The following is a 21794-nucleotide window of genomic DNA, read 5'->3' as shown; positions in this document are numbered from 1 at the left end:
CCGATCAGGGTACGTAGTACCCGGAGATGTGCTGGGGGATGAGGGCGCGTGCGCGTTCGGCGTCGCCGGCGTCGATGGCGGCGAGGATCTCATGGTGCTCGTGTCGCAGGCGCTCCGAGGCGGCATCCCAGTCGGCTACGCGGCCGGCGACCTCTGCGGTGTAGCCCTCGATGGCCGAGCGCAGCCCTGCCATGGTGGCCGCCACCACCGTGTTGCCCGATGCTGCGGCCAGGGCGTAGTGGAACTGGGCGTCGAGCGCCAGGAACTCCGTCGGCGGCAGGGGTGCGGCATCCATCGCTTCGACGGTGGCACGTGCCGTGGCGAGATCCGGTGAGGCAGCGTGGGCGAGGGTCCCCACCACCCATTCCTCGACGAACAGGCGCGTGGCGACGACGTCATCGATGGGGAAGCCCTGCGCAGCCACCTGCAGCCGCAGGAAGGCAGACATGCCGCCGGTGGGCGAGGAGATCACGATCGCCCCGGCGGACGGTCCGGAGCCGGTGCCCGTGCGGATGAGCCCCATGACCTCGAGGACCCGCAAGGCCTCGCGGACGCTGGAGCGCCCCACGCCCAGCTGGGCGACGAGGTCGCGCTCCGAGGGAAGGCGATCGCCGGGGCCGAGCCGGCCCTCCAGCAGATCCGTCTCGATCTTGTCGAGCACGGTCTTCCAGGCGCGCGCGGGCGGCGTCGTGGTGTCCGTCATCGGCGCAGGTCCTCCCCTTCGTGGCCCGACCACGATAGTCGCAGTGGTCAGACCATGCAACCCCACGCACTGCGCGAGGTCAGCCGTCGAGCCGACCGCCGGAGGCACGCAGATAGCACTCCGCGCACATCGACTCGTAGGTGACCCGGTCGGCTGAGAGCTCGTCGATGGCGACCTGGTCGCCGTCGAAGACGAAGCGCCCACCCACCAGGCGCGCGTTGAACAGCGCCTTGCGACCGCAGCGGCAGATGGTCTTGAGCTCCTCCAGCGAGTGGGACAGCTCCATGAGTCTCGCCGAACCGGGGAACGCGCGCGTCTGGAAGTCGGTGCGGATGCCATATGCCAGCACCGGCACCCCCTCCTCCACCGTGATCCGCAGCAGGTCGTCGACCTGCTCGCGGGTGAGGAACTGCGCTTCGTCCACCAGCAGGCACGCCACGTCGGTGGGGCCGTCCGGCACGAGCGCCGCGGCCGCCTCCGCCCGCACGCGCGCCCGGTGCTCGGAGAAGAGCGCACGCAGGTCGGCATCCGGGGAGATGAGGAAGTCCACGGGCCGGGTCATGCCCAGCCGGCTCGAGATCTCCCCCGCGCCCTTCGTGTCGATGGCGGGCTTCGCGAGCAGGACGTGCTGACCGCGCTCCTCGTAGTTGTACGCCGCCTGCAGCAGAGCCGTCGACTTGCCGGAGTTCATCGCCCCGTAGCGGAAGTACAGTTTGGCCACCACGGAAGTCTACGCAGGATGTCGATTCCGCCCGCGCCCGTTCGACGCGATAGTGGAGGGGCCGCTCGGGCTCCCGCCGAGACAAAAGGGGAACATCATGGCGAAGTACATGCTCATCATGCGCAACAGCGGCTCTGAGCAGAGTTACGAGGACATGGACTTCGAGGCCGTCATCAACGCGATGGGCGCCTACAACGAGTCCATGATGAAGGCCGGTGTGCTGCTCGGAGGCGATGGTCTGACGGATGCCGCGCAGGGTGCCGTCGTGGAGTTCACCGCCGACGAGCCGATCATCACCGATGGCCCGTACGGAGAGACCCACGAGCTGTTCAACGGGTTCTGGACGATCCAGGTCGGCACGCAGGAGGAGGCCGTGGAGTGGGCCAGCCGCGCACCGCTCGGCCCTGGCAACAAGATCGAGGTGCGGCGGATGACCGACGACTCCGACTTCGCCGCCTACGAGGACAACGAGTACATCCAGAAGGAGAAGCAGTGGCGCCGTGAACTGGACACCGCCGCCGGCGAGGGCATCCCCTCCGGTGCCGACGGGCCGTGAGCGGCCGGGAGTGAGATGATGACGGACCGCACGGCGCGCGAGATCGACGCCGTCTGGCGCATCGAGGGACCGCGTATCATCGCGGTGCTCGCCAAGACCACCGGCGACATCGGACTGGCGGAGGATGCCGCTCAGGAGGCGCTCGTCGAGGCGCTGCAGACATGGCCGGATGCCGGCATCCCGCGCCGTCCCGGCGCGTGGCTGACCGCCGTCGCCCGTCGGCGTGTGATCGACGCCTGGCGGCGGCGGAGCGCCCGCGACGAGCGCTACCGTGCGATCGCCGCGGACCCGACAGCCGCTCTCGCCGTACCCCCCGCGGAGGCCGATGAGCCGATCGACGACGACGTGCTGCGACTGGTGTTCACCGCGTGCCACCCGGTGCTCTCCCCCACTTCGCAGATCGCGCTCACTCTGCGCGTCGTGGGCGGGCTGTCGACGCAGGAGATCGCGCGGATGCTGCTGGTGCCGGTGCCGACGGTGCAGGCGCGCATCACGAGGGCGAAGAAGACGCTCGCTGCGGCACGGGTGCCGTTCGAGACACCCGAACCCTCCGAGTGGCGCGAGCGCCTGCGCGGCGTGCTCGGCGTCGTGTACCTCGTCTACACCGAGGGCTACGCGGCCACCGGCGGCGACCGGTGGGTGCGTGAGGAGCTCGCGGCAGAGGCGCTGCGGCTCGGCCGGGTGCTGGCGGGCCTGGTCCCCCGCGAGCCGGAGGCCCACGCCCTCGTCGCGCTGATGGAGCTGCAGTCGTCGCGGTTCGCCGCGCGCACCGCCCGTGACGGCTCACCGGTGCTGCTCACCGATCAGGACCGCTCACGGTGGGACCGCGCGCAGATCATCCGCGGCGCGGCGGCGCTGGCTCGGGCGGATGCCGCCGGCCGCGGCCGCGGCCCGTACGCGCTGCAGGCGGCGATCGCCCTGTGTCACGCCGTCGCGCCGAGCGTCGCTGAGACCGACTGGGAGCGGATCGTGCTGCTCTACGAAGCCCTCGGGCGGGTCGCCCCGAGTCCGGTCGTCGCGCTCAACCGCGCGGTGGCGGTGTCGATGGCCACCGGGCCGGCGACGGCACTGCGGATCGTCGACGAGCTGCGGTCCGAGGGCGCCCTGCGCGGTTCGCACCTGCTGCCGAGCGTGCGCGGCGAGCTGCTGGCACGACTGGGTCGCGCCGACGAAGCGCGAACCGAGCTGCTGGCAGCGGCGAAGCTCACTGCGAATGAGCGCGAGGCTGCAGTGCTGCGCGGCAAGGCCGCTGCGCTCTGACCCCGGTCAGGCGGAGCGACGGCAAGCTCGCTTCGTCTGCGGGCCGCTGCCCCTGCGCGCAGGTCGCCCACGAGCCAGGCGATCGCGCCGACGGCCGGCACGAAGATCACGAGCAGCGTCCGGCCCAGGACCTGCCCCGCCGGCATCCGCTTCGCCGCCCACGCCAGCCAGATCAGCGCCGTGACCGCGACCGTGAGCGCGAGAACGAGTACCGCGACCACCGACCAGGCGGTTCGGGAACCGATACGCGCCCCAAACCCCCGCCGCCACGGCCACCCCACGTTCGGGAACCGATACACGACCCAAACCCCCGCAACACCCGGCTCGGGAACCGACACGCGACCCGAACCCCCGCGGCCACGGCCACCCCACGTTCGGGAACCGATACGCGACCCAAACCCCCGCAACACCCGGCTCGGGAACCGATACGCGCCCCGAACCCCTGCGGCCACGGCCACCCCACGTTCGGGAACCCGATACGCGACCCAAACCCGCGCAACACCCGGGTCGGGAACCGATACGCGCCCCGAACCCCCGCAACACCCGGCTCGGGAACCGACACGCGACCCAAACCCCCGCAACACCCGGGTCGGGAACCGATACGCGACCCGAACCCCCGCCGCCACGGCCACCCCACGTTCGGGAACCGATACACGACCCAAACCCCCGCAACACCCGGCTCGGGAACCGATACGCGACCCAAACCCGCGCCGCGCGGCCCGCGCCGCGCGCGCCGCGCCGCGCGCCCCCGCAGGCCGGCCGCGGCTCCGCCGCCGGGCTAGGGCCGCTCCCACGTGGCGACGGGCCCGGGCACCGCGACGAACGACGGCCCGGCAGGCACCGCGGCGCCCGCGATGGGCAGGCGCAGCAGCCACTCCGGCGACCGCTCGGCGACCTTGCGCCGAAGGTGCTCGAGTTCGAAGGCGAGCTGCCCGTCGGTCACGGGGATGGCGGGGTTCGCGGCGCCCGCTCGCCGGATGCGCGTCGCATCGAAGCGGTATCCGCGTGCGGTGGCCTCCGCCTGCACCGCCGCGAGGAAGTGCCCGATGGCGTCCTGGGGGTCGGCGCAGGCGCGGAACCGTTCGAGCTGCGGATGCCGCGTGTACCCGCGGGTCGCGCCCGCGAGCACCGCCTGCGCCAGCAGGCCCTCACGCCAGCAGGCGACCAGCGCCGCGCGGTCGAGCACCGCAGGGTGCAGCGACCACAGGCGCACGCGGGCGCCTACGGCTGGATGCCGAGGACGGCGGCCGTGGCATCCATCGATTCCCGTGCCGCTTCCGGACGCGGGTTCAGCGTCTCGCCGTAGCTCGGGATGAGCTCGCGCAGGCGCGGCTCCCACTCGTCGTGGCGCTCGGGGAAGCAGCGCTTGAGCAGGCCGAGCATGATCGACGCACCCGTGGACGCGCCCGGCGATGCACCGAGGAGTCCGGCGATGGTGCCGTCCTCCGCCGCGACGACCTCCGTGCCGAACTGCAGGATGCCGCCCTTCTCGGGGTCCTTCTTCATGACCTGGGCACGCTGGCCGGCCTGGATGAGCTCCCAGTCGTCATCCTTGGCGGTCGGGACGAACTCCCGCAGGCTGTCGACTTTCTTCGCCTTGTTCTTGAGCAGCTCGCCGACGAGGTAGGAGATCAGCGACGGGTTGTCGATGGCCACCTTCAGCATCGGGAGCAGATTGTGCGGGCGCACCTGGGTGACGAGGTCGAGCACCGAGCCGTTCTTGAGGAACTTCGGGCTGAAGGTCGCGAACGGGCCGAACAGCAGCGAGGTCTCGCCGTCGACGACGCGGGTGTCGAGGTGGGGCACCGACATGGGAGGCGCGCCCACCGAGGCCTGCGAGTAGACCTTGGCCTTGTGCTGGGCGACGACCTCGGGCGTCGTGGTCTTGAGGAACTGGCCGCCGATCGGGAAGACGCCGTACCCCTTGATCTCGGGGATGCCCGAGCGCTGCAGCAGCTTCAGCGCCCAGCCGCCCGCGCCGACGAAGACGAAGCGCGCGTTGACGGCGCCCGGGGTGCGACCGACGGTGTTGCGGAACGAGACCTTCCACGTCCCGTCCTTCTGCTTCTTGAGCTTGCGCACCTCGCAGTTGACGACGACGTCGGTTCCCTGCTCGGTCAGGTGGGCGAACAGCTGGCGCGTCAGCGCGCCGAACTCGATGTCGGTGCCGGCCGGCACGCGGGTGGCCGCGAACGGCTCGCCCTTGAGACGACGCTGCATCAGCAGCGGCGCCCACTGGTTGATGACGCGGGAGTCCTCGCTGTACTCGATGCCCTCGAACAGCGGCTGCTCCCTGAGCGTCTCGTAGCGGCGCTTGAGGTAGGCGACGTCCTTCTCGCCGCGCACGAAGGTCATGTGCGGGGTGGCGTTGATGAAGGTCGACGGCTCGTCGAGGATGCCACGCTCGACCAGAGACGACCACAGCTGTCGGCTCTGCTGGAACTGCTCGTTGATGGCGACGGCCTTCGCGGGATCGACGGAGCCGTCCTTGCCCTCGGGCATGTAGTTCAGCTCGCAGAGGGCGGCGTGGCCGGTGCCGGCGTTGTTCCAGGCGTTGGAGCTTTCCAGCGCGACGTCGCCCAGTCGCTCGCAGACGAGGATGTCCCAGTCAGGCTGAAGTTCCTTCAGCAGCGTACCGAGGGTGGCGCTCATGATACCGCCACCGATGAGAACGGCATCGTACGTCTTGATCACGATGGTCCATCCTACTGGGCGCGGCTGGGCGCCCCGACCGCCGGCATCCAGGTGGGCCGGGCCCTGCCGGGGTCAGGCGGCCCCGAGGCGGCCGGCCACGATCTCGGCGATCTGCACGGCGTTCAGCGCCGCACCCTTGCGCAGGTTGTCGTTGCTGATGAACAGCACGAGGCCCTTGCCCTCGGGGGCGGACTGATCCGCGCGGATGCGCCCGACGAAGGCGGCATCCTTGCCTGCGGCCTGCAGCGGGGTCGGCACCTCGTCGAACTCGACGCCCGGGGCGGATGCCAGCAACTCGCGCGCCCGCTCGGGCGTGATGTCGCGGGCGAACTCGGCGTGGATCGACAGCGAGTGACCGGTGAACACCGGGACGCGCACGCAGGTCCCCGCCACCCGCAGGTCGGGCAGCTCGAGGATCTTGCGGCTCTCGTTGCGGAGCTTCTTCTCCTCGTCGGTCTCCCCCTCGCCGTCGTCGACGATCGAGCCGGCCAGCGGGATCACGTCGAACGCGATCGGGGCGACGTACTTCTCCGGCGTCGGGAAGTCCACCGCCGAGCCGTCGTGCACGAGGCGCAGCGTGTCGCCCTGAGCGAGCACGCCCTCGACCTGGCCCAGCAGCTCTTCGGCGCCGGCGAGGCCGGAGCCGGACACGGCCTGGTAGGTGCTGACGATGAGACGCTCGAGCCCGGCATCCTCATGGAGCACCTTCAGCACGGGCATGGCGGCCATCGTGGTGCAGTTGGGGTTGGCGATGATGCCCTTGGGCGGATCGACGGTGGCATGCGGGTTGACCTCGCTCACCACCAGCGGCACCTCGGGGTCCATGCGCCAGGCGCTGGAGTTGTCGATGACCACGGCGCCGGCTTCGGCGAACCGCGGCGCGTGCGCGCGCGAGCCGGTGGCGCCGGCGGAGAACAGCGCGATGTCGATGCCGGCGGGGTCCGCCGTCGCGACGTCCTCGACGATGACGGTGTGCCCACCGAAGTCGACGGCGGTGCCGGCCGAGCGCGACGTGGCCAGCAGACGCAGCTCGCGGATCGGGAACGCACGTTCCGCCAGGATCTCGAGCATGACCGTGCCGACCTGGCCGGTGGCGCCCACGACGGCGACGGAGAGTCCGGAATCGGAGATGCGAGTCATTGAAGTTCCTTGCGGCGATGCGGGTGGGGGTCCGAGCGGGCGGATGCCGCGAGTCTAGCGGCGAGGCCGCCGGCGCAGCGGCTGGCGGCGCAGCGGCTGCCGGCGCAGCGGCTGCCGGCGCGTGGCGTGGGTCAGCGCCCGGTGCCGGCGTGCACGACGGCTTCCGCATCGCCGTCGAGGCCGTACGCGGTGTGCACGACGCGGGCGGCGGCGGCGAGGTCGTCGCCGCGGACCACGACCGAGATGCGGATCTCGGAGGTCGAGATCATCTCGATGTTGATCCCCGCGGTGCTCAGCGCCTCGAAGAGCGTCGCCGAGACCCCGGAGTGGGTGCGCATGCCGGCCCCCACGACCGAGAGCTTGCCGATCTGGTCGTCGTGCACGAGTCCCTCGTACCCGATGTCACCCTGACGCACCGACAGCGCGCGCAGGGCCGTGCCGGCGTCGCTCTTGGGCAGCGTGAAAGAGATGTCGGTGCGGCCGGTGGTCGCCGCCGAGACGTTCTGCACGATCATGTCGACGTTGGCGCCGGACTGCGCCACGACGGTGAAGATCTCCGCGGCCTTGCCCGGCACGTCGGGAACGCCCGTGACGGTGACCTTGGCCTGGCTCAGGTCGGTCGCGACTCCCGCGACGATCGGCTCTTCCATCTCTGCTCCTTCTTCGCTGTCGGGCGCGGTCATCCCCGGGGCGAGCACGTAGGTGCCCACCGCGGAGGAGAACGTCGACCGGGCGTGGATCGTGACCCCATGACGGCGGGCGTATTCCACCGCACGGATGTAGAGGACCTTGGCGCCGTTGGCCGCCATCTCCAGCATCTCCTCGCTGCTGACGACGGAGAGCTTGCGCGCCCTCGGCACGACCCGCGGGTCGGCGGTGAAGATGCCGTCGACGTCGCTGTAGATCTCGCAGACGTCGGCGTCGAGGGCGGCGGCCAGGGCGACGGCGGTGGTGTCGGAGCCGCCGCGGCCGAGCGTGGTGATGTCGCGCGTGTCGCGGTTGAAGCCCTGGAAGCCGGCGACGATGACGATGGCGCCCTCGTCGAGCGCTTCGCGCAGCCGCACCGGCGTGACGTCGACGATGCGGGCCGCGCCGTGCGTGGCATCGGTGATCATGCCGGCCTGGCTGCCGGTGAACGAGCGCGCCTCGAAGCCCATCGAGTGGATCGCCATCGCCAGCAGCGCCATCGAGATGCGCTCGCCGCTGGACAGCAGCATGTCCAGTTCGCGCGGCGCGGGGATGGGGGCCACCTCGTGGGCGAGGTCGAGCAGCTCATCGGTGGTGTCGCCCATCGCGCTGACGGCGACGACCACTTCGTTGCCTGCGCGGCGGGCATCCACGATGCGCTTCGCGACCCGCTTGATGCTCTCCGCGTCGGCGACGGACGACCCGCCGTACTTCTGCACGATCAACGCCATGGGGGAACTCCTGGGGATTATGGGCCGATGCCGCCCAACGCCCCATTCTAGGGATCGCCACGTTCCGGGTCAGCCATGTGACGGTGGCCTCCGGCCGGCTCGGTACGATCGATGCAGCGGTACGGGTGGAGACGGGCGGACGATGCATCGAAGAGAGCGGATGGCCCGATCCCTCGGCACTCTTCTGCGGGGCAGCGACACGGCCCCCGCACTGACCGAGGCCCTTCCGATCATCGACGACACCCTTGCGGCGCGGATGCTCGACCTGTCGGTGCGCATCGGCGAGACGATGCTCGTCGCCGGCGCCAGCGCCAGCGACGTGGCACTCACGATCGTGCGGGTGTCGGGAGCCTACGGGCTGAAACCGGTGCACGTGGACATCACGTACAACGCCATCACCGTCGCCCATCACCGCGGCGACGATGCCCGCCCGATCACGCTGCTGCGGGTCGTGCGGGGACCCGCGCCCGACCACGACCGGCTGCAGAAGCTGCAGAGTCTCGTCACCGACGTCGTCGGCGGGCTCCCGCTGGATGCCGCAACCGCGCGGTTCCGCGCCATCCGGCGCGCCCCGTTCCGCTACCGTCCGGCGATCGTCATCGCGGCGCAGGCGCTGCTGGCGGTGGGAGTGGCGGTGATGTTCGGCGGCAACTGGCTCGTCATCGCGCTGGCCTTCATCGCGGCCGCCCTCGCCGCCCTCACCCAGTTCGCCCTCGCCAAGGCGCGCGTGCCCTACTTCTTCAGCCAGATCGCCGGTGCGTTCGTGCTGACGATGGTCGCGGCGCTGAGTCCTCTCCTCGCCGCCACCGGCTGGGAGGCGGCGGCGACGGTGCGCCCGTCGGTGATCGTCGCCTCCGGCATCGTGCTGATGCTCGCGGGGCTGACCGTCGTGGGGGCGGCGCAGGATGCCATCGACGGGTTCGCGCTGACGGCCACCGGACGCATCCTGGAGCTCATGACGCAGACCCTCGGCGTCGTTCTCGGGATCCTCGCGGGCCTCGAGACGGCGCGCGTCATCGGCCTGGGCATGGAGCCCCCGAGCGAGGCGGTGCCCTTCGGCCCCCTGCCGCTGCAGTTCCTCGGCGCGGCCCTCATCGCCGTGGCTGTCGCGGTCTTCAACGGCGCCGGCGCGCGCATCGTCGTGATCAGCACGCTGTTGAGCACGGTCGCGTGGCTCGGGTTCGTCGCCGCATCCGCCGTCGGCTTCGACGCCGCCGCTGCGGCGGGGATGGGCGCCTTCGGCGGCAGCCTTCTCGGCATCGTCATCGCCTACCGGCTGCACGTGCCGTCGGTGGCCATCACGACCGCCGCGATCCTGCCGCTCGTCCCTGGAGCGGCAGTGTTCCGCGGCCTGCTGTCGATCGTCGAGTCCGGCCCGGAGCCGGCGATGCTGCTCACCGGGTTCGGCACCCTCGCCGCGGCGGCGACCGTGGGCATCAGCCTCGCGGTGGGAGCATCTCTGGGCATCTACCTCGGGCAGCCGCTGCGGGCATCGCTGACGGGCGTGGCGCGCGCGCGGGCTCGCCTGCGCCGCTGACCTCGGTCAGACCGAGCGGCGGCCCTCGAACGCGCGTCCCAGGGTCACTTCGTCGGCGTACTCGAGGTCGCCGCCGACGGGCAGGCCCGAGGCCAGCCGGGTGACGCGGATCTCGAGGGAGTGCAGCAGTCGGCTGAGGTAGGTGGCCGTCGCCTCGCCCTCGAGGTTGGGGTTCGTGGCGAGGATGACCTCCTGCACCGTGCCGTCGGCGAGGCGCTGCATGAGCTGCGTGATGCGCAGGTCGTCGGGCCCGATGCCGGCGATCGGGCTGATCGACCCGCCGAGCACGTGGTAGAGCCCCTTGAACTCGCGCGTGCGCTCGATGGCGGCGACGTCCTTGGCATCCTCGACGACGCAGATGACGCTGGGATCGCGGCGGGGGTCACGGCAGATGCCGCAGCGGTCCTGCTCCGACACGTTGCCGCAGATCTCGCAGAAGCGCACCTTGTCGCGGATGTCGCTGAGCAGCACCGAGAGGCGCTGCACGTCGAAGTTGGGGGTCTGCAGGATGTGGAACGTGATGCGCTGCGCCGACTTCGGTCCGATGCCGGGCAGCCGGCCGAACTCGTCGATCAGGTCCTGGACGATGCCGTCGTACATGGCTTAGTTGAACCTCGTCGGCGGGGAGTAGGGCTCTTCGCGCACGAAGGTGGCGCCGAGCATCTGACGGATGACCGGCTCGCCGTAACGCTCGACCCCGGGACGCGTGGCGATCGGGCGGCTGGTGACCACGACCGGCGGCACCGGCAGGTCGTCGGGCGGCGGCGGGACATCGTCGAGATCGGGCTCGTCGTCCGGCATCGACGGCGCGACCGCGTCGGCGGGCAGCACCTCGCCCTCCTGCGAGCGCGCGAGGGTCGCGACGCGGGCGCGGGACGCCGCTGCGTCTTCTGGCTCGTCGTCGACGGCGAACTGCGCCTGCGCGGCCGGCACGGTGGGGTCGTCGGCCGGGATCGGCGCGACCGCCCACTGCGTCACCGGCGCGGCGGCGGCCGGCGATGACGACGGGCCGCCGACCGGCGAGGGAGTGCGGGAGCCGCCGGGCGCCGGACGTCCGTCGCCGGAGCCTGAGGGCGCACCGCCGGGTGCCGGGTCGCTCGGAGTGGGGCCGGCCGGGGCCGGGCCTGCCGGTGCCGCACCGGGCGGCGGCGGCGTCGGATCGGTGTCGTGACGGGCGATGTACTTCACGCGGATGCCGAGCACCTGCTGGATCACGCCGCGCAGGTCTTCGCTCGGGCCCTGACCGCCCTGCAGCTTCTTGAACGCGGCGACGTCGGCCTGGCTCTGGAACGCCAGGGTCAGCACGTCGTCGTCGAACGCCGCGACCCGTGCGACGGTCGCGAGCAGCCACGAGGTGCGGCTGACGGCCTCGAGACGCTTGAGGATCTCCGGCCACGCGTCGCGGACGTGCGCGAACGTGATCGGCCCGGCGGGCACGACCGGCTCGGCCGGTGCGGCCTGCGGCTCCTGGACGGGCTCCGCGGGCGCTGCTGCCGGCTCCGTGACAGGTGTCGAGGCCGGCTGCGCGACGGGCGCCGAGGCGACGGGCGCCGAGGCGGGCTGCGCGACGGGCGCCGATGCGGCGGGCGCGGACGCGGGGGGCGACGCGGGTGCCTGGGGCTCCGGCGCACGGGGCGCAGGGGCCGGAACCGGCGGCGCGACGGCTGCCGGGGCCGGTGTGCGCACGGGCTCGGCCTGCACGGGAGGCGCGACCGGGGCCGACGCGGCGGGCGAGGTCTGGGCGAGCACCCGCGCGACCATCAGCTCCAGCTGCAGGCGCGGGGAGGTCGCACCGGTCATGTCGTCGAGAGCCGTCACGACGAGGTCGGCGGTGCGCGAGAGACGCTCGGTGCCGAAGATCACCGCCTGGCGACCCATGCGCTCGAGCTCGTCCTCGGGCACGCCGCGCAGCACCGCGGCGGCGCCGTCGCCGGTGGCCGCCACGATGATGAGGTCGCGCAGCCGCTCCAGCAGGTCGTCGACGAACCGGCGCGGGTCCTGCCCGGTCTGCACCACCCGGTCGACCGCGGCGAAGGCGCCTGCGGCGTCCCCCGAGCCGAACGCCTCGACGACCTCGTCGAGCAGCTCGGCGTGGGTGTAGCCGAGCAGCGCGACGGCGCGCTCGTACTTCACACGCACCGCGCCGCCCTCGGCGACATCGGAGCCGGCGATCAGCTGGTCGAGCAGCGACAGCGTGTCACGCGGTGACCCGCCCCCGGCGCGCACGACGAGGGGCAGCACGCCGGTCTCGACCTCGACGCCCTCCTGCGTGCACAGCTCCTGCACGTACTCGAGCATGGCCGCGGGTGCCACCAGCCGGAACGGGTAGTGGTGCGTGCGCGAGCGGATGGTGCCGATGACCTTGTCGGGCTCGGTTGTGGCGAAGATGAACTTGACGTGGTCGGGCGGCTCTTCGACGAGCTTCAGCAGGGCGTTGAAGCCCTGCGGGGTGACCATGTGCGCCTCGTCGAGGATGAAGATCTTGAACCGGTCTCGGGCCGGCGCGAAGATGGCGCGCTCACGCAGATCGCGGGCGTCGTCGACGCCGTTGTGGGATGCCGCGTCGATCTCGACCACGTCGAGAGAGCCGCCGCCGTTGCGGCCCAGTTCCACGCAGCTGGGGCACGTGCCGCACGGGGTGTCGGTCGGCCCCTCGGCGCAGTTGAGACAGCGGGCGAGGATGCGGGCCGACGTGGTCTTGCCGCATCCGCGCGGTCCGGAGAAGAGGTAGGCATGCCCGACCCGGTCTCCGCGCAGCGCTGTCATCAGCGGGTCGGTGACCTGGGACTGGCCGATCATCTCGCCGAACGCCTCGGGACGGTAACGGCGGTAGAGGGCGGTGGTCACGTTCCTAGCCTACGGCGTGCCCGCGACATCACGTCCGGCGGGTATCCAGCCGGCGATCCGGCTGCGGGGTGTCGCCTCCGCACCGCCTGCGCGAGACTGCCGGTATGGGCATCAGGAGCGGTCGATCGCGGCGAGGGGCGCTGTGCGGCGCCGCCGCCGGAATCGTCGTCGGCGTCCTCCTGGTGGCGGGGTGCGCGCCTCGCCTCCCCTCCGAGACGCCCACCCCCACTCCGAGCCCGAGTCCCACGGCGTCGACGACGCCCGGTCCCTCGCCCCTGCACCCGCTGCCCGACGCCACGATCCCCGAGACGCCCGAGCGCGGCGACGGCGCGGGTGCGGGTGCGGGAGCCGGCGCGGGTGCGGATGCCGGCGCGGATGCGGATGCCGACGCCTCGCTGCCGTGCCCGGCGGGCGTCGCCTGGTGGATCGTGGGCGGCTCCCGACTCCTCGCCGACGAGCGCGTCGCCGCTCCCGTCTCCGCGGATCCGCAGGTCGACCTCGCCGGACTGGGCGAGCCGGGGTGCGCGTTCACCGGGACGCAGCGTTCCTTCACCGACATCGAGGAGCTCGAGGCGACCTCCGACGTGCGCGTCTGGGTGCTGCCCGGCGAGGCGGCGGCCGATCCGCACGTCGACGCCCTGCTGCGCGCACTGGAGGCCGCCGGGTACGTCCCCGCCGGAGGGCAGGGCCGCACCGACGCCGCCGTGCGCCTGCTGAGCGGCGACGGCAGCACCGTGGCCGACCAGGCGGTCGTGCAGGCGTGGTCCGCCGCGCGCGACCTGCGACGGCTCGGGGTCGAGCCGGGTCAGGCCGTCGTCGCCGTCGCGGTCGTCACCGTCGCCCCCGCGGGCTGAGCGCCCGGCTCAGCTGTCCGCCCCGACGTTCGCGTCGTCGCCGAGCAGCTCGTCGTCGGAGATGACCGGGATGGAGCTCGTGAGCGTGGGGATCGACGCCGACAGGAAGGTGCCGTCGTCGCGACGGGCATCCTCGATGTGGCGCAGCGACGGACGTCCGGGCCGACGCGTGCCCTGGCCGTCGAGCGGCACCACGAGGGTCTCGTCGCCAGCGATGACGTAGCCCGCTCCGCGCACCGACAGCACGACGGGCCCGCCGGGGCCGACGTCGAAGGAGATCGCGTCGGGGGTCACCCGCACATCGATGCGTGTGCCGTGCCAGTGCAGCGCGTACTCCAGCGACGGCCAGCCCTCGGGCAGCCGCGGGTCGAACGACAGGTCGCCGAAGTGGTCGCGCATGCCGCCGAAGCCGGACACGAGCGCCGTCCACACCCCTCCCGCCGACGCGACGTGCACCCCATCGGCGGCGTTGTGGTGCAGATCGCCGAGGTCGACGTAGATCGACTCGAGGAAGTACTCCAGTGCCAGCTCCTGGTAGCCGACCTCAGCGGCGAGGATCGCCTGCACGACCGCCGACAGGGTCGAGTCGCCCGTCGTGAGCGGGTCGTAGTAGTTGAAGTCGGCGAGCTTCTCGGCATCGCTGAAGTGGTTCCCCTGCAGGAACAGCGCGAGCACCACGTCTGCCTGCTTGAGCACCTGATACCGGTAGATGACCAGCGGGTGGAAGTGCAGCAGCAGCGGACGACTCTCGGGCGGCGTGTTCTCGAGGTCCCACACCTCCTTCTCCAGGAAGACGTGATCCTGGGGGTGGATGCCGAGTGCTTCGCTGAAGGGGATGTGCATCGCATCCGCGGCACGGTCCCACGACTCCGCCTCGCCGGGCTCGATGCCCAGCCGGTCCATCGCGCGCCGGTACTCCTCCGGCGCGTCCTGCTCCATCTCCCGCACGGTGCGCGCGGCGAAGCGCAGGTTGAAGCGCGCCATCACATTCGTGAACAGGTTGTCGTTGACGACGGTCGTGTACTCGTCGGGACCGGTCACACCGTGGATATGGAACATGTCGCCGTCGGCGTCGTCGTCATCGTCGTGGATGCCGTCGCTCGTGCGCCAGAAACCGAGCGTCGCCCACAGGCGCGCGGTCTCCACGGCGATGTCGATGCCCTCGGTGTAGAGGAAGTCCACGTCGCCGGTCGCCCGCACGTACTTCGCCAGGGCGAAGCAGACGTCGGCGTTGATGTGGTACTGCGCGGTGCCCGCGGCGTAGTAGGCCGAGGCCTCCTCGCCGTTGATCGTGCGCCAGGGGAAGAGGGCGCCCGCCTCGTTGAGCTGCGCGGCACGCTTGCGGGCCGCCGGCAGCATCAGGTACCGCATGCGCAGGGCGTTGCGTGCCCACAGCGGCGTCGTGTACGCCAGGAACGGCAGCACGTAGATCTCGGTGTCCCAGAAGTAATGTCCGCTGTACCCCGAGCCGGTGACGCCCTTGGCCGGCACACCGCGGCCGTCGGCACGCGCGGCGGCCTGCGCGAGCTGGTACAGACACCAGCGGGTGGCCTGCTGCAGATCGTCGTGTCCGCCGATGCGCACGTCGGAGCGGTCCCAGAATTCGTCCAGCCACTTGCGCTGCTGCGCGAACAGCGCGGGGACGCCGGTGGTGTAGGCGCGGTCGAGCGTGCGGCGGCACCGGTCGACGAGCTCGCGGGCGGGCACGCCACGGGACGTGTGGTAGGTCACCAGCTTCGTGACCGTGATCGGCACCCCCGCCTTGGCCTGCACGCGGTAAAGGTTCTTGGCGATGTCGGGCTCGATGAGCCCGCGCACGTCGTACTCGTTCTCGGTCTCGATGATGTGATCGGCGGCGACGGCGAGTGTCATGCCCGACTGGTTGACGCGGTACGACAGCGCGGTGCGCGAGCCGTCCTGCCAGTAGTCCTGCGGCTGCAGCACCCGCTCGTGGATGCGGTCGGTCTTGCGCGGGTCGAACCCGGCGCGGGGCGCACGCACCGCCGAGCTGCCGCCGTAGACGTCTTCGCCGTCCTGGCGGTTCACCAGCTGGCAGTTGATCGTCACCGGCGCGTCGGCGTTGAGCACGGTCACCGTGATCTTCATCACCGCGAGGTGCTTCTCCTCGAACGACACCATGCGCTCGAAGTCGATCTGCACCTCCTTGCCGCTGGGCGTCACCCACAGCACGTGACGGCGCAGCACGCCGTCACGCATGTCGAGCACGCGCTCGTACTCGCGCACGTCGGCGATGTCCAGCGACAGCGGCTCGTCCTCGACGTAGACCCGCATGACCTTGGCATCCGGAGCGTTGATGATCGTCTGGCCCACCTCGGCGAAGCCGTAGGCCTGCTCGGCGTGACGGATCGCGAAGGTCTCGTGGAAGCCGTTGATGAAGGTGCCGTGCTCGTGACCCTGCAGTCCCTCGGGCGGGTTTCCGCGCATGCCGAGGTAGCCGTTGCCGAGCGCGAACAAGGTCTCGGTGACGCCGAGATCCTCCAGCGAGAAGCTCTTCTCCACGAGCCGCCAGGGGTCGACGGGGAAGCGATCACGGTCGATCATGCGGGCCTTCCAGGTTTTTTCGAGGGTTGCTGCCGGTCGGGCACCGGTCAGGGGAGGAAAGCGTCGAGGTCGTCGACGACGACGTCTGCGCCGGCATCGCGCAGCACCTGCGCGCCCACACCGCGGTCGACGCCGATGACGAGGCCGAAGCCGCCGGCGGCGGCGGACTGCACCCCGCTGTGCGCGTCTTCGATGGCGACGCTGCGCGCGGGGTCCACCCCGAGCATGCGCGCGGCGACGACGAAGACGTCGGGGGCGGGCTTGCTGGGCAGGTGGTCGCGCTCGGCGACGAGGCCGTCCATGATGACGGGGAAGCGATCGATCAGCCCCGCCACGGTGAGCACCTCGCGGGCGTTCTTCGAGCTGGAGACCACCGCGATGGGCGTGCCCGCCGCCTGCAGCTTGTCCAGCAGCCGCAGCGACCCCGGGTAGGCGGCGATGCCGTCTTGGCGCAGCACCCGCTCGAACACGAGGTTCTTGCGGTTGCCGATGCCGCACACCGTGTCGGCGCTCGGCGGATCGCTCGGCTCGCCCCACGGCACCTCGACGTCGCGGCTGCGCAGCAGCGCCGCCACGCCGTCGTACCGCTTCTTGCCGTCGAGGTGCAGGAAGTAGTCCTGCTCGGTGTACGGCGGGGTGATCCCCCAGGCCGCGAACAGCTCGGTGAACATGGTCTGCCACGCGTGCATGTGCACCTCGGCGGTCGGCGTGAGGACGCCGTCCAGGTCGAAGAGCACGGCGTCGTACGCCGTCAGGTCGGGCAGATTTCGGGAAGCCACGTCGCCAGCGTAGTCGCGCGAACTGTGCACGGTCACGTCGACGCCGGAGGTTGCGGCATGCTCGGGGTCCGGGGTGCCGTCAGAGGGACGATGCGACGTCGAGGGCCTGGCGCGCGATCTCCAGTTCCTCGTTCGTGGGCACCACCAGCACCGTCACCGGGGAGTCGTCGGTGGAGATCACGCGGATGCCGCGCGCGCGGGTCTCGTTGCGCTCGCGATCCACCTTCACACCCGCGAATCCGAGGGTGGCCAGCGCCCCCTCGCGCACGCTCGGGGAGTTCTCCCCCACCCCGGCGGTGAACGTGATCACGTCGACGCCGCCGAGCTGAGCGAGGTACGCCCCCGCGTACGCGCGCAGCCGGTGCAGGTACACCTCGAACGCCAGGATGGCGTCCTCGTCGCCGGCGTCCACGCGCTCCTCGAGGTCGCGCATGTCGGCGACGCCGGCGAGCCCGAGCACGCCGCTGCGCTTGTTCAGCAGGTCGTCAAGGTCGTCGATCGACATCGACGCGCGCCGGGCGAGCTGGAACAGCACGGCCGGGTCGAGGTCGCCCGAGCGGGTGCCCATGACCAGGCCCTCGAGCGGGGTGAGCCCCATCGATGTCTCCACCGAGCGGCCGCGGTCGACCGCGGTGACGGATGCGCCGTTGCCGAGGTGGAAGACGATCTGGCGCAGCTCGCCCAGCGGGCGGCCGAGGAACTCCGCCGCCGCGCGGCTGACGAACTTGTGCGACGTGCCGTGGAACCCGTAGCGGCGGATGCGGTGAGCCGCGGCGAGGTCCCGGTCGATGGCGTAGGTGTACGCCGCCGGCGGCAGCGTCTGGTGGAAGGCGGTGTCGAACACCGCGACGTGGGCGAGGTCGGGGAAGGCCGACTTCGCCGCCCGGATGCCCTGGAGCGCGCCGGGGTTGTGCAGCGGCGCGAGCACCGACAGGTCGTCGATGTTGATCTCCACCAGCGAGGTGATGAGGGTCGGCTCGAAGAAGCGCGCCCCGCCATGGACCACCCGGTGACCCACCGCCACCGGCGGCGACGTCTCCAGCGACGGCCCCCACTCGCGAAACGCCTCGAGCATGACGGCGAACCCGGCGGTGTGGTCGGGGATGGGGAGCTCCCGGCGATAGGTGGCATCCGTCGCGGTCACCGCCTCCCCGCCCGCCGACGACGACGGGAAGTTCACTGTGTGCTTGGTGGCGCCCATGGCCTGGCCGATGCGCTCGACGACACCCGAGGCCAGGACGTGGCCGTCCTCGGGTTCGACCAGCTGGTACTTGAACGACGACGATCCGCTGTTGACGACCAGTACGACGCTCATGCGCCCACCTCACCCTGTGCCTGGATCGCCGTGATGGCGATCGTGTTGACGATGTCGTCCACCAGCGCGCCGCGCGAGAGGTCGTTGATCGGCTTGTTCAGTCCCTGCAGCACCGGGCCGATGGCCACGGCGCCGGCCGAGCGCTGCACGGCCTTGTATGTGTTGTTGCCGGTGTTGAGGTCGGGGAAGACGAACACCGTCGCCCGGCCGGCCACGTCGGAGCCCGGCATCTTCTGGGATGCCACGGCGGCGTCGGCGGCCGCGTCGTACTGGATGGGCCCCTCCACGGGCAGCTGCGGCGAGCGCTCGCGCACGAGCGCCGTGGCCGCGCGCACCTTCTCGACGTCGGCGCCCTTGCCCGACTCCCCCGTCGAGTACGACAGCATCGCCACGCGCGGCTCGATGCCGAACTGAGCCGCCGTCGCTGCCGACGACACCGCGATGTCGGCGAGCTGCTCGCTGGTGGGGTCGGGGATGACGGCGCAGTCGCCGTAGACGAGCACCCGGTCGGCGAGCGCCATCAGGAACACGCTCGACACGACGGAGACCCCGGGACGGGTCTTGATGATCTCGAAGGCGGGACGGATCGTGTGCGCGGTCGTGTGCATCGCACCCGACACCATGCCGTCCGCCAGCCCCAGGTGCACCATGAGCGTGCCGAAGTAGGACGCGTCGGTGACCGTGTCGGCTGCGCGCTCCAGCGTCATGCCCTTGTGGGAGCGCAGGCGGGTGTACTCCTGGGCGAACCTGTCCACCAGCACGGCGTCGAAGGGGCTGATGACCTGCGCCCCGGACAGGTCGATGCCCAGCTCCAGCGCGCGACTGCGCACCTCGATCTCCTCGCCGAGGATCGTGACGTCGGCGATGCCGCGGGCGAGCACCGTGGCGGCGGCGCGCAGCACGCGGTCGTCGTCACCCTCGGGCAGCACGATGCGGCGGCGGTCGTTGCGGGCCCGCTCCATCAGTGCGTACTCGAACATGAGCGGTGTCACCACCGTCGTGTGGGCGACGCCCAGCGCCTGGGTGAGCGCCTCGGTGTCGACGTGCTTCTCGAACAGCGCCAGCGCCGTGTCGTACCGGCGCTGCGAGTCGGCGGCCAGGCGCCCGCGCGCGGTCATGACCCGCACCGCGGTGTCGTAGGTGCCGAGGTCGGTCGCGATGATCGGCAGCGTCGAGCCGAGGCCGTCGATGAGGCTGTCGATCGTGTCGGGCAGCGGGAACGGGCCGTTGAGCACCACCGCGGCCAGTGACGGGAACGTGCCCGACGCGTGGGCGAGCAGGGTCGCCAGCAGCACCTCGGTGCGATCGGCCGGGATCACCACGACGGCGGATTCGGTCAGCCGCGGCAGCACATTGACCATCGACATGCCGGCGACGACGATGCTCAGCACCTCGCGGGTCATCAGTTCCGGGTCGCCCTTGACCAGGGTGCCTTCCACAGCGCGCAGGATGCCGCGCACCGACGGGGCGACGAGGTAGCGGTCCTCCGGCAGGGCCCGCACGGGGATGTCGCGCCCCGGCAGCACCGCCGCCACGGCAGCCGAGACGGCCTCGACGATCTCGTCGAGACGCTCGGGGTCGGCGCGGTTGGCGACGACGGCGAACAGGTCGGCGCGACCGGAGATCAGCTCGGGCACGGCGAGCGCCGCGATCTGGCCCATCTGCTCGGCCGTGCGTGCCGGGGCGGTGCCCAACTGCTCGCTCTGCCCCTGCATCGCACGGCCGCCGACGACCAGCAGCACCGGTGTGCCGAGGTTGGCCGCGATGCGGGCGTTGTAGGCCAGTTCGGCGGGGCTTCCCACATCGGTGAAGTCGCTGCCGACGACGACGACCGCGTCGCACTGACGCTCGACCGCCTTGTAGCGCTCCACGATGCGGGCGAGGGATGCCTCGGGGTCGGCGCGCACGTCGTCGTAGGTGACACCGACGCACTCCTCGTAGGCGAGGTCGACGCCGTCGTGGTCCAGCAGCATCTCGAGCACGTAGTCGCGCTCCGCGGTGGAGCGGGCGATGGTGCGGAACACCCCCACCCGCGGCGTCGCTCGACTCAGCGCGTCGAGCACGCCGAGCGCGATCGTGGACTTGCCGGAATGACCTTCGACCGAGGTGATGTAGATGCTCTGAGCCACCCGCTCAGCCTAGGCGGGGGCTGGGATGCCCGACAGACCGCCGGTCCGTGACTAATCGCCGTGGCCGCATCGCCCGGCGGAAAAAGTAAGACTCTCCGCGAACCCGGCAGAGCCTGGTTACCCTTGCTACGTTTCCGTCCTGGGGGAGTTGGCCTGGATGCCGCCTCGCGGAGAGCTGACACCAGTGTAGCCCGACTCGACCCGCCCCTCGTTCGCGCGGGTTACGATCGACGGGCGCGGCGACGACGCTGCGCGCTTCTGCCAGCGGTCGAGGGGAACGCATGAGCGAGCAGTCCGGGGAACCCGTCACCGCGGAGGAGTTCGCCCGCAGGACCGGTGAGATCATCGATTCGGTCACCCGCGTCATCGATGGAAAGCCCGAAGCGGTGCGCTCCGCGCTCACCTGCCTGCTGGCCGAGGGGCATCTCCTCATCGAGGACGTGCCGGGCGTCGGCAAGACCATGCTGGCCCGCGCGCTCGCGGCATCCGTGCACGCCACCGTGCGCCGCATCCAGTTCACGCCCGATCTGCTGCCCGGCGACGTCACGGGCGTGTCGGTGTTCAACCCGGTCGACCGCGAGTTCGAGTTCAAGCGGGGCGCGATCTTCGCGCACATCGTCATCGCCGACGAGATCAACCGCTCCTCCCCCAAGACGCAGTCGGCGCTGCTGGAGGCGATGGAGGAGCACCAGGTCACCGTCGACGGCGAGTCGCACGCGCTGCCCGAGCCGTTCCTGGTCGTGGCGACGCAGAACCCGTTGGAGATGGAGGGCACTTACGCGCTCCCGGAAGCGCAGCGGGACCGCTTCATGATGCGCATCTCCATGGGGTACCCCGACGCCGCCAGCGAGCGGCTGATGCTGCGCCAGCGCGACGCGACCAATCCCCTGTCGGCCATTTCGCCCGTCGTCGACGCGGACGGGGTGCGCAGGCTCATCGGCTGGGCGCGCTCGGTGCATCTGTCCCCCGCGGTCGAGGAGTACGCCGTCGCCCTCGCGCAGGCGACCCGCGTCCACGCCGATCTGCGCCTGGGCGCCAGCCCACGCGCAACGCTGCAGCTGGTGCGTGCGGCGAAGGTGCGCGCAGCGCTGGACGGGCGCGACTTCGTCATCCCCGACGACATCGCCGCGCTGCTCGAGCCGGTGTTCGCCCACCGGCTGATCCCGAGCCGCAACGCCGGCACAGCACGGGCCCGCTCGACCGGCGACGCCGTGGTGGCCGCGCTGGCTCAGATCGCGGCATCCGTGCGCGTGCCGCTGACCGCCCGCGCCTGAGGCGA

Annotated in this window: 17 protein-coding genes and 1 other RNA gene; 5 read left to right on the top strand and 13 right to left on the bottom strand. The window is 71.4% G+C overall.

Annotation, left to right across the window (positions count from 1 at the left end; translation table 11 throughout):
- Positions 1 to 4: 4 nt before the first annotated feature.
- Both QNO26_RS03950 and QNO26_RS03945 read right to left on the bottom strand, forming a co-directional pair.
- Positions 5 to 703, bottom strand: a complete 699-nt coding sequence (locus tag QNO26_RS03950) for a FadR/GntR family transcriptional regulator (protein ID WP_257525893.1) — start codon at positions 701 to 703, stop codon at positions 5 to 7.
- Between the two features lie 79 nt (positions 704 to 782).
- Positions 783 to 1424, bottom strand: a complete 642-nt coding sequence (locus tag QNO26_RS03945; protein WP_257525894.1) for a thymidine kinase — start codon at positions 1422 to 1424, stop codon at positions 783 to 785.
- 97 nt (positions 1425 to 1521) lie between these two features.
- Between QNO26_RS03945 and QNO26_RS03940 the strand changes: the two genes are divergently transcribed.
- Positions 1522 to 1980 carry a YciI family protein gene (locus QNO26_RS03940; protein WP_257525895.1) on the top strand — a complete coding sequence of 153 codons (459 nt, stop codon included), beginning with the start codon at positions 1522 to 1524 and terminating at the stop codon, positions 1978 to 1980.
- An 18-nt stretch (positions 1981 to 1998) separates the two neighbouring features.
- On the top strand, positions 1999 to 3240 hold the full coding sequence (locus QNO26_RS03935) for an RNA polymerase sigma factor (protein ID WP_257525896.1): 1242 nt from the start codon (positions 1999 to 2001) through the stop codon (positions 3238 to 3240).
- Between the two features lie 778 nt (positions 3241 to 4018).
- On the opposite strand, the gene QNO26_RS03930 is transcribed toward QNO26_RS03935, so the two are convergent.
- The 4 genes from QNO26_RS03930 to QNO26_RS03915 all read right to left on the bottom strand — a co-directional run bounded on the left by QNO26_RS03930 (position 4019) and on the right by QNO26_RS03915 (position 8492).
- On the bottom strand, positions 4019 to 4453 hold the full coding sequence (locus tag QNO26_RS03930; protein ID WP_257525897.1) for a pyrimidine dimer DNA glycosylase/endonuclease V: 435 nt from the start codon (positions 4451 to 4453) through the stop codon (positions 4019 to 4021).
- Between the two features lie 8 nt (positions 4454 to 4461).
- Positions 4462 to 5934, bottom strand: coding sequence for a malate:quinone oxidoreductase (locus QNO26_RS03925; RefSeq protein WP_257525898.1), 1473 nt, complete (start codon positions 5932 to 5934; stop codon positions 4462 to 4464).
- A 72-nt stretch (positions 5935 to 6006) separates the two neighbouring features.
- Positions 6007 to 7074, bottom strand: coding sequence for an aspartate-semialdehyde dehydrogenase (locus QNO26_RS03920; protein ID WP_257525900.1), 1068 nt, complete (start codon positions 7072 to 7074; stop codon positions 6007 to 6009).
- A gap of 131 nt (positions 7075 to 7205) precedes the next feature.
- Positions 7206 to 8492 (bottom strand): aspartate kinase, encoded by a 1287-nt coding sequence (locus tag QNO26_RS03915; protein ID WP_257525901.1) that lies wholly within the window; start codon positions 8490 to 8492, stop codon positions 7206 to 7208.
- Positions 8493 to 8652: 160 nt separating this feature from the next.
- Here QNO26_RS03915 and QNO26_RS03910 point away from each other — a divergent pair, with 160 nt between their 5' ends.
- Positions 8653 to 10029: a threonine/serine exporter family protein gene (locus QNO26_RS03910; protein ID WP_257525902.1), complete on the top strand. Its 1377-nt coding sequence runs from the start codon at positions 8653 to 8655 to the stop codon at positions 10027 to 10029.
- A 6-nt stretch (positions 10030 to 10035) separates the two neighbouring features.
- On the opposite strand, the gene recR is transcribed toward QNO26_RS03910, so the two are convergent.
- Both recR and QNO26_RS03900 read right to left on the bottom strand, forming a co-directional pair.
- Positions 10036 to 10629: a recombination mediator RecR gene (gene recR / locus QNO26_RS03905; RefSeq protein WP_257525903.1), complete on the bottom strand. Its 594-nt coding sequence runs from the start codon at positions 10627 to 10629 to the stop codon at positions 10036 to 10038.
- Positions 10630 to 10632: 3 nt separating this feature from the next.
- The gene (locus QNO26_RS03900; RefSeq protein ID WP_257525904.1) at positions 10633 to 12876 is read right to left on the bottom strand and encodes a DNA polymerase III subunit gamma and tau; all 2244 of its coding nucleotides are present in this window, start codon (positions 12874 to 12876) and stop codon (positions 10633 to 10635) included.
- A gap of 104 nt (positions 12877 to 12980) precedes the next feature.
- Between QNO26_RS03900 and QNO26_RS03895 the strand changes: the two genes are divergently transcribed.
- Positions 12981 to 13730 carry a hypothetical protein gene (locus tag QNO26_RS03895; protein ID WP_257525905.1) on the top strand — a complete coding sequence of 250 codons (750 nt, stop codon included), beginning with the start codon at positions 12981 to 12983 and terminating at the stop codon, positions 13728 to 13730.
- 9 nt (positions 13731 to 13739) lie between these two features.
- Here the strand turns inward: QNO26_RS03895 and QNO26_RS03890 are convergent, their stop codons facing one another.
- From QNO26_RS03890 to ffs, 5 genes are all read right to left on the bottom strand, one after another.
- On the bottom strand, positions 13740 to 16292 hold the full coding sequence (locus tag QNO26_RS03890) for a glycoside hydrolase family 65 protein (RefSeq protein WP_257525906.1): 2553 nt from the start codon (positions 16290 to 16292) through the stop codon (positions 13740 to 13742).
- Positions 16293 to 16339: 47 nt separating this feature from the next.
- On the bottom strand, positions 16340 to 17071 hold the full coding sequence (locus QNO26_RS03885) for an HAD family hydrolase (protein WP_257525908.1): 732 nt from the start codon (positions 17069 to 17071) through the stop codon (positions 16340 to 16342).
- A gap of 79 nt (positions 17072 to 17150) precedes the next feature.
- Positions 17151 to 18386: an acetate/propionate family kinase gene (locus QNO26_RS03880; RefSeq protein ID WP_257525909.1), complete on the bottom strand. Its 1236-nt coding sequence runs from the start codon at positions 18384 to 18386 to the stop codon at positions 17151 to 17153.
- Positions 18383 to 20515, bottom strand: a complete 2133-nt coding sequence (gene pta / locus QNO26_RS03875; protein ID WP_257525911.1) for a phosphate acetyltransferase — start codon at positions 20513 to 20515, stop codon at positions 18383 to 18385. The genes QNO26_RS03880 and pta overlap by 4 nt, the downstream gene beginning before the upstream one ends.
- A gap of 83 nt (positions 20516 to 20598) precedes the next feature.
- Positions 20599 to 20695: signal recognition particle sRNA small type (gene ffs / locus QNO26_RS03870), an RNA gene on the bottom strand.
- Positions 20696 to 20796: 101 nt separating this feature from the next.
- Here ffs and QNO26_RS03865 point away from each other — a divergent pair.
- Positions 20797 to 21789: an AAA family ATPase gene (locus tag QNO26_RS03865; RefSeq protein ID WP_257525912.1), complete on the top strand. Its 993-nt coding sequence runs from the start codon at positions 20797 to 20799 to the stop codon at positions 21787 to 21789.
- Positions 21790 to 21794: the final 5 nt, after the last annotated feature.

Source organism: Microbacterium sp. zg-Y1090 (assembly GCF_030246945.1).
In the GTDB taxonomy this organism is placed as follows: Bacteria; Actinomycetota; Actinomycetes; order Actinomycetales; family Microbacteriaceae; genus Microbacterium; species Microbacterium wangruii.
This window is presented reverse-complemented; position numbering and strand designations above follow the sequence as displayed.

What these genes read in the sequence shown, in the direction of transcription:
- QNO26_RS03950 (WP_257525893.1), bottom strand. Translation starts at nt 703, where the DNA reads ATGACGGACACCACGACGCCGCCCGCGCGCGCCTGGAAGACCGTGCTC.
- QNO26_RS03940 (WP_257525895.1), top strand. Translation starts at nt 1,522, where the DNA reads ATGGCGAAGTACATGCTCATCATGCGCAACAGCGGCTCTGAGCAGAGT.
- QNO26_RS03935 (WP_257525896.1), top strand. Translation starts at nt 1,999, where the DNA reads ATGACGGACCGCACGGCGCGCGAGATCGACGCCGTCTGGCGCATCGAG.
- QNO26_RS03920 (WP_257525900.1), bottom strand. Translation starts at nt 7,074, where the DNA reads ATGACTCGCATCTCCGATTCCGGACTCTCCGTCGCCGTCGTGGGCGCC.
- QNO26_RS03915 (WP_257525901.1), bottom strand. Translation starts at nt 8,492, where the DNA reads ATGGCGTTGATCGTGCAGAAGTACGGCGGGTCGTCCGTCGCCGACGCG.
- QNO26_RS03910 (WP_257525902.1), top strand. Translation starts at nt 8,653, where the DNA reads ATGGCCCGATCCCTCGGCACTCTTCTGCGGGGCAGCGACACGGCCCCC.
- recR (WP_257525903.1), bottom strand. Translation starts at nt 10,629, where the DNA reads ATGTACGACGGCATCGTCCAGGACCTGATCGACGAGTTCGGCCGGCTG.
- QNO26_RS03895 (WP_257525905.1), top strand. Translation starts at nt 12,981, where the DNA reads ATGGGCATCAGGAGCGGTCGATCGCGGCGAGGGGCGCTGTGCGGCGCC.
- QNO26_RS03890 (WP_257525906.1), bottom strand. Translation starts at nt 16,292, where the DNA reads ATGATCGACCGTGATCGCTTCCCCGTCGACCCCTGGCGGCTCGTGGAG.
- QNO26_RS03880 (WP_257525909.1), bottom strand. Translation starts at nt 18,386, where the DNA reads ATGAGCGTCGTACTGGTCGTCAACAGCGGATCGTCGTCGTTCAAGTAC.
- QNO26_RS03865 (WP_257525912.1), top strand. Translation starts at nt 20,797, where the DNA reads ATGAGCGAGCAGTCCGGGGAACCCGTCACCGCGGAGGAGTTCGCCCGC.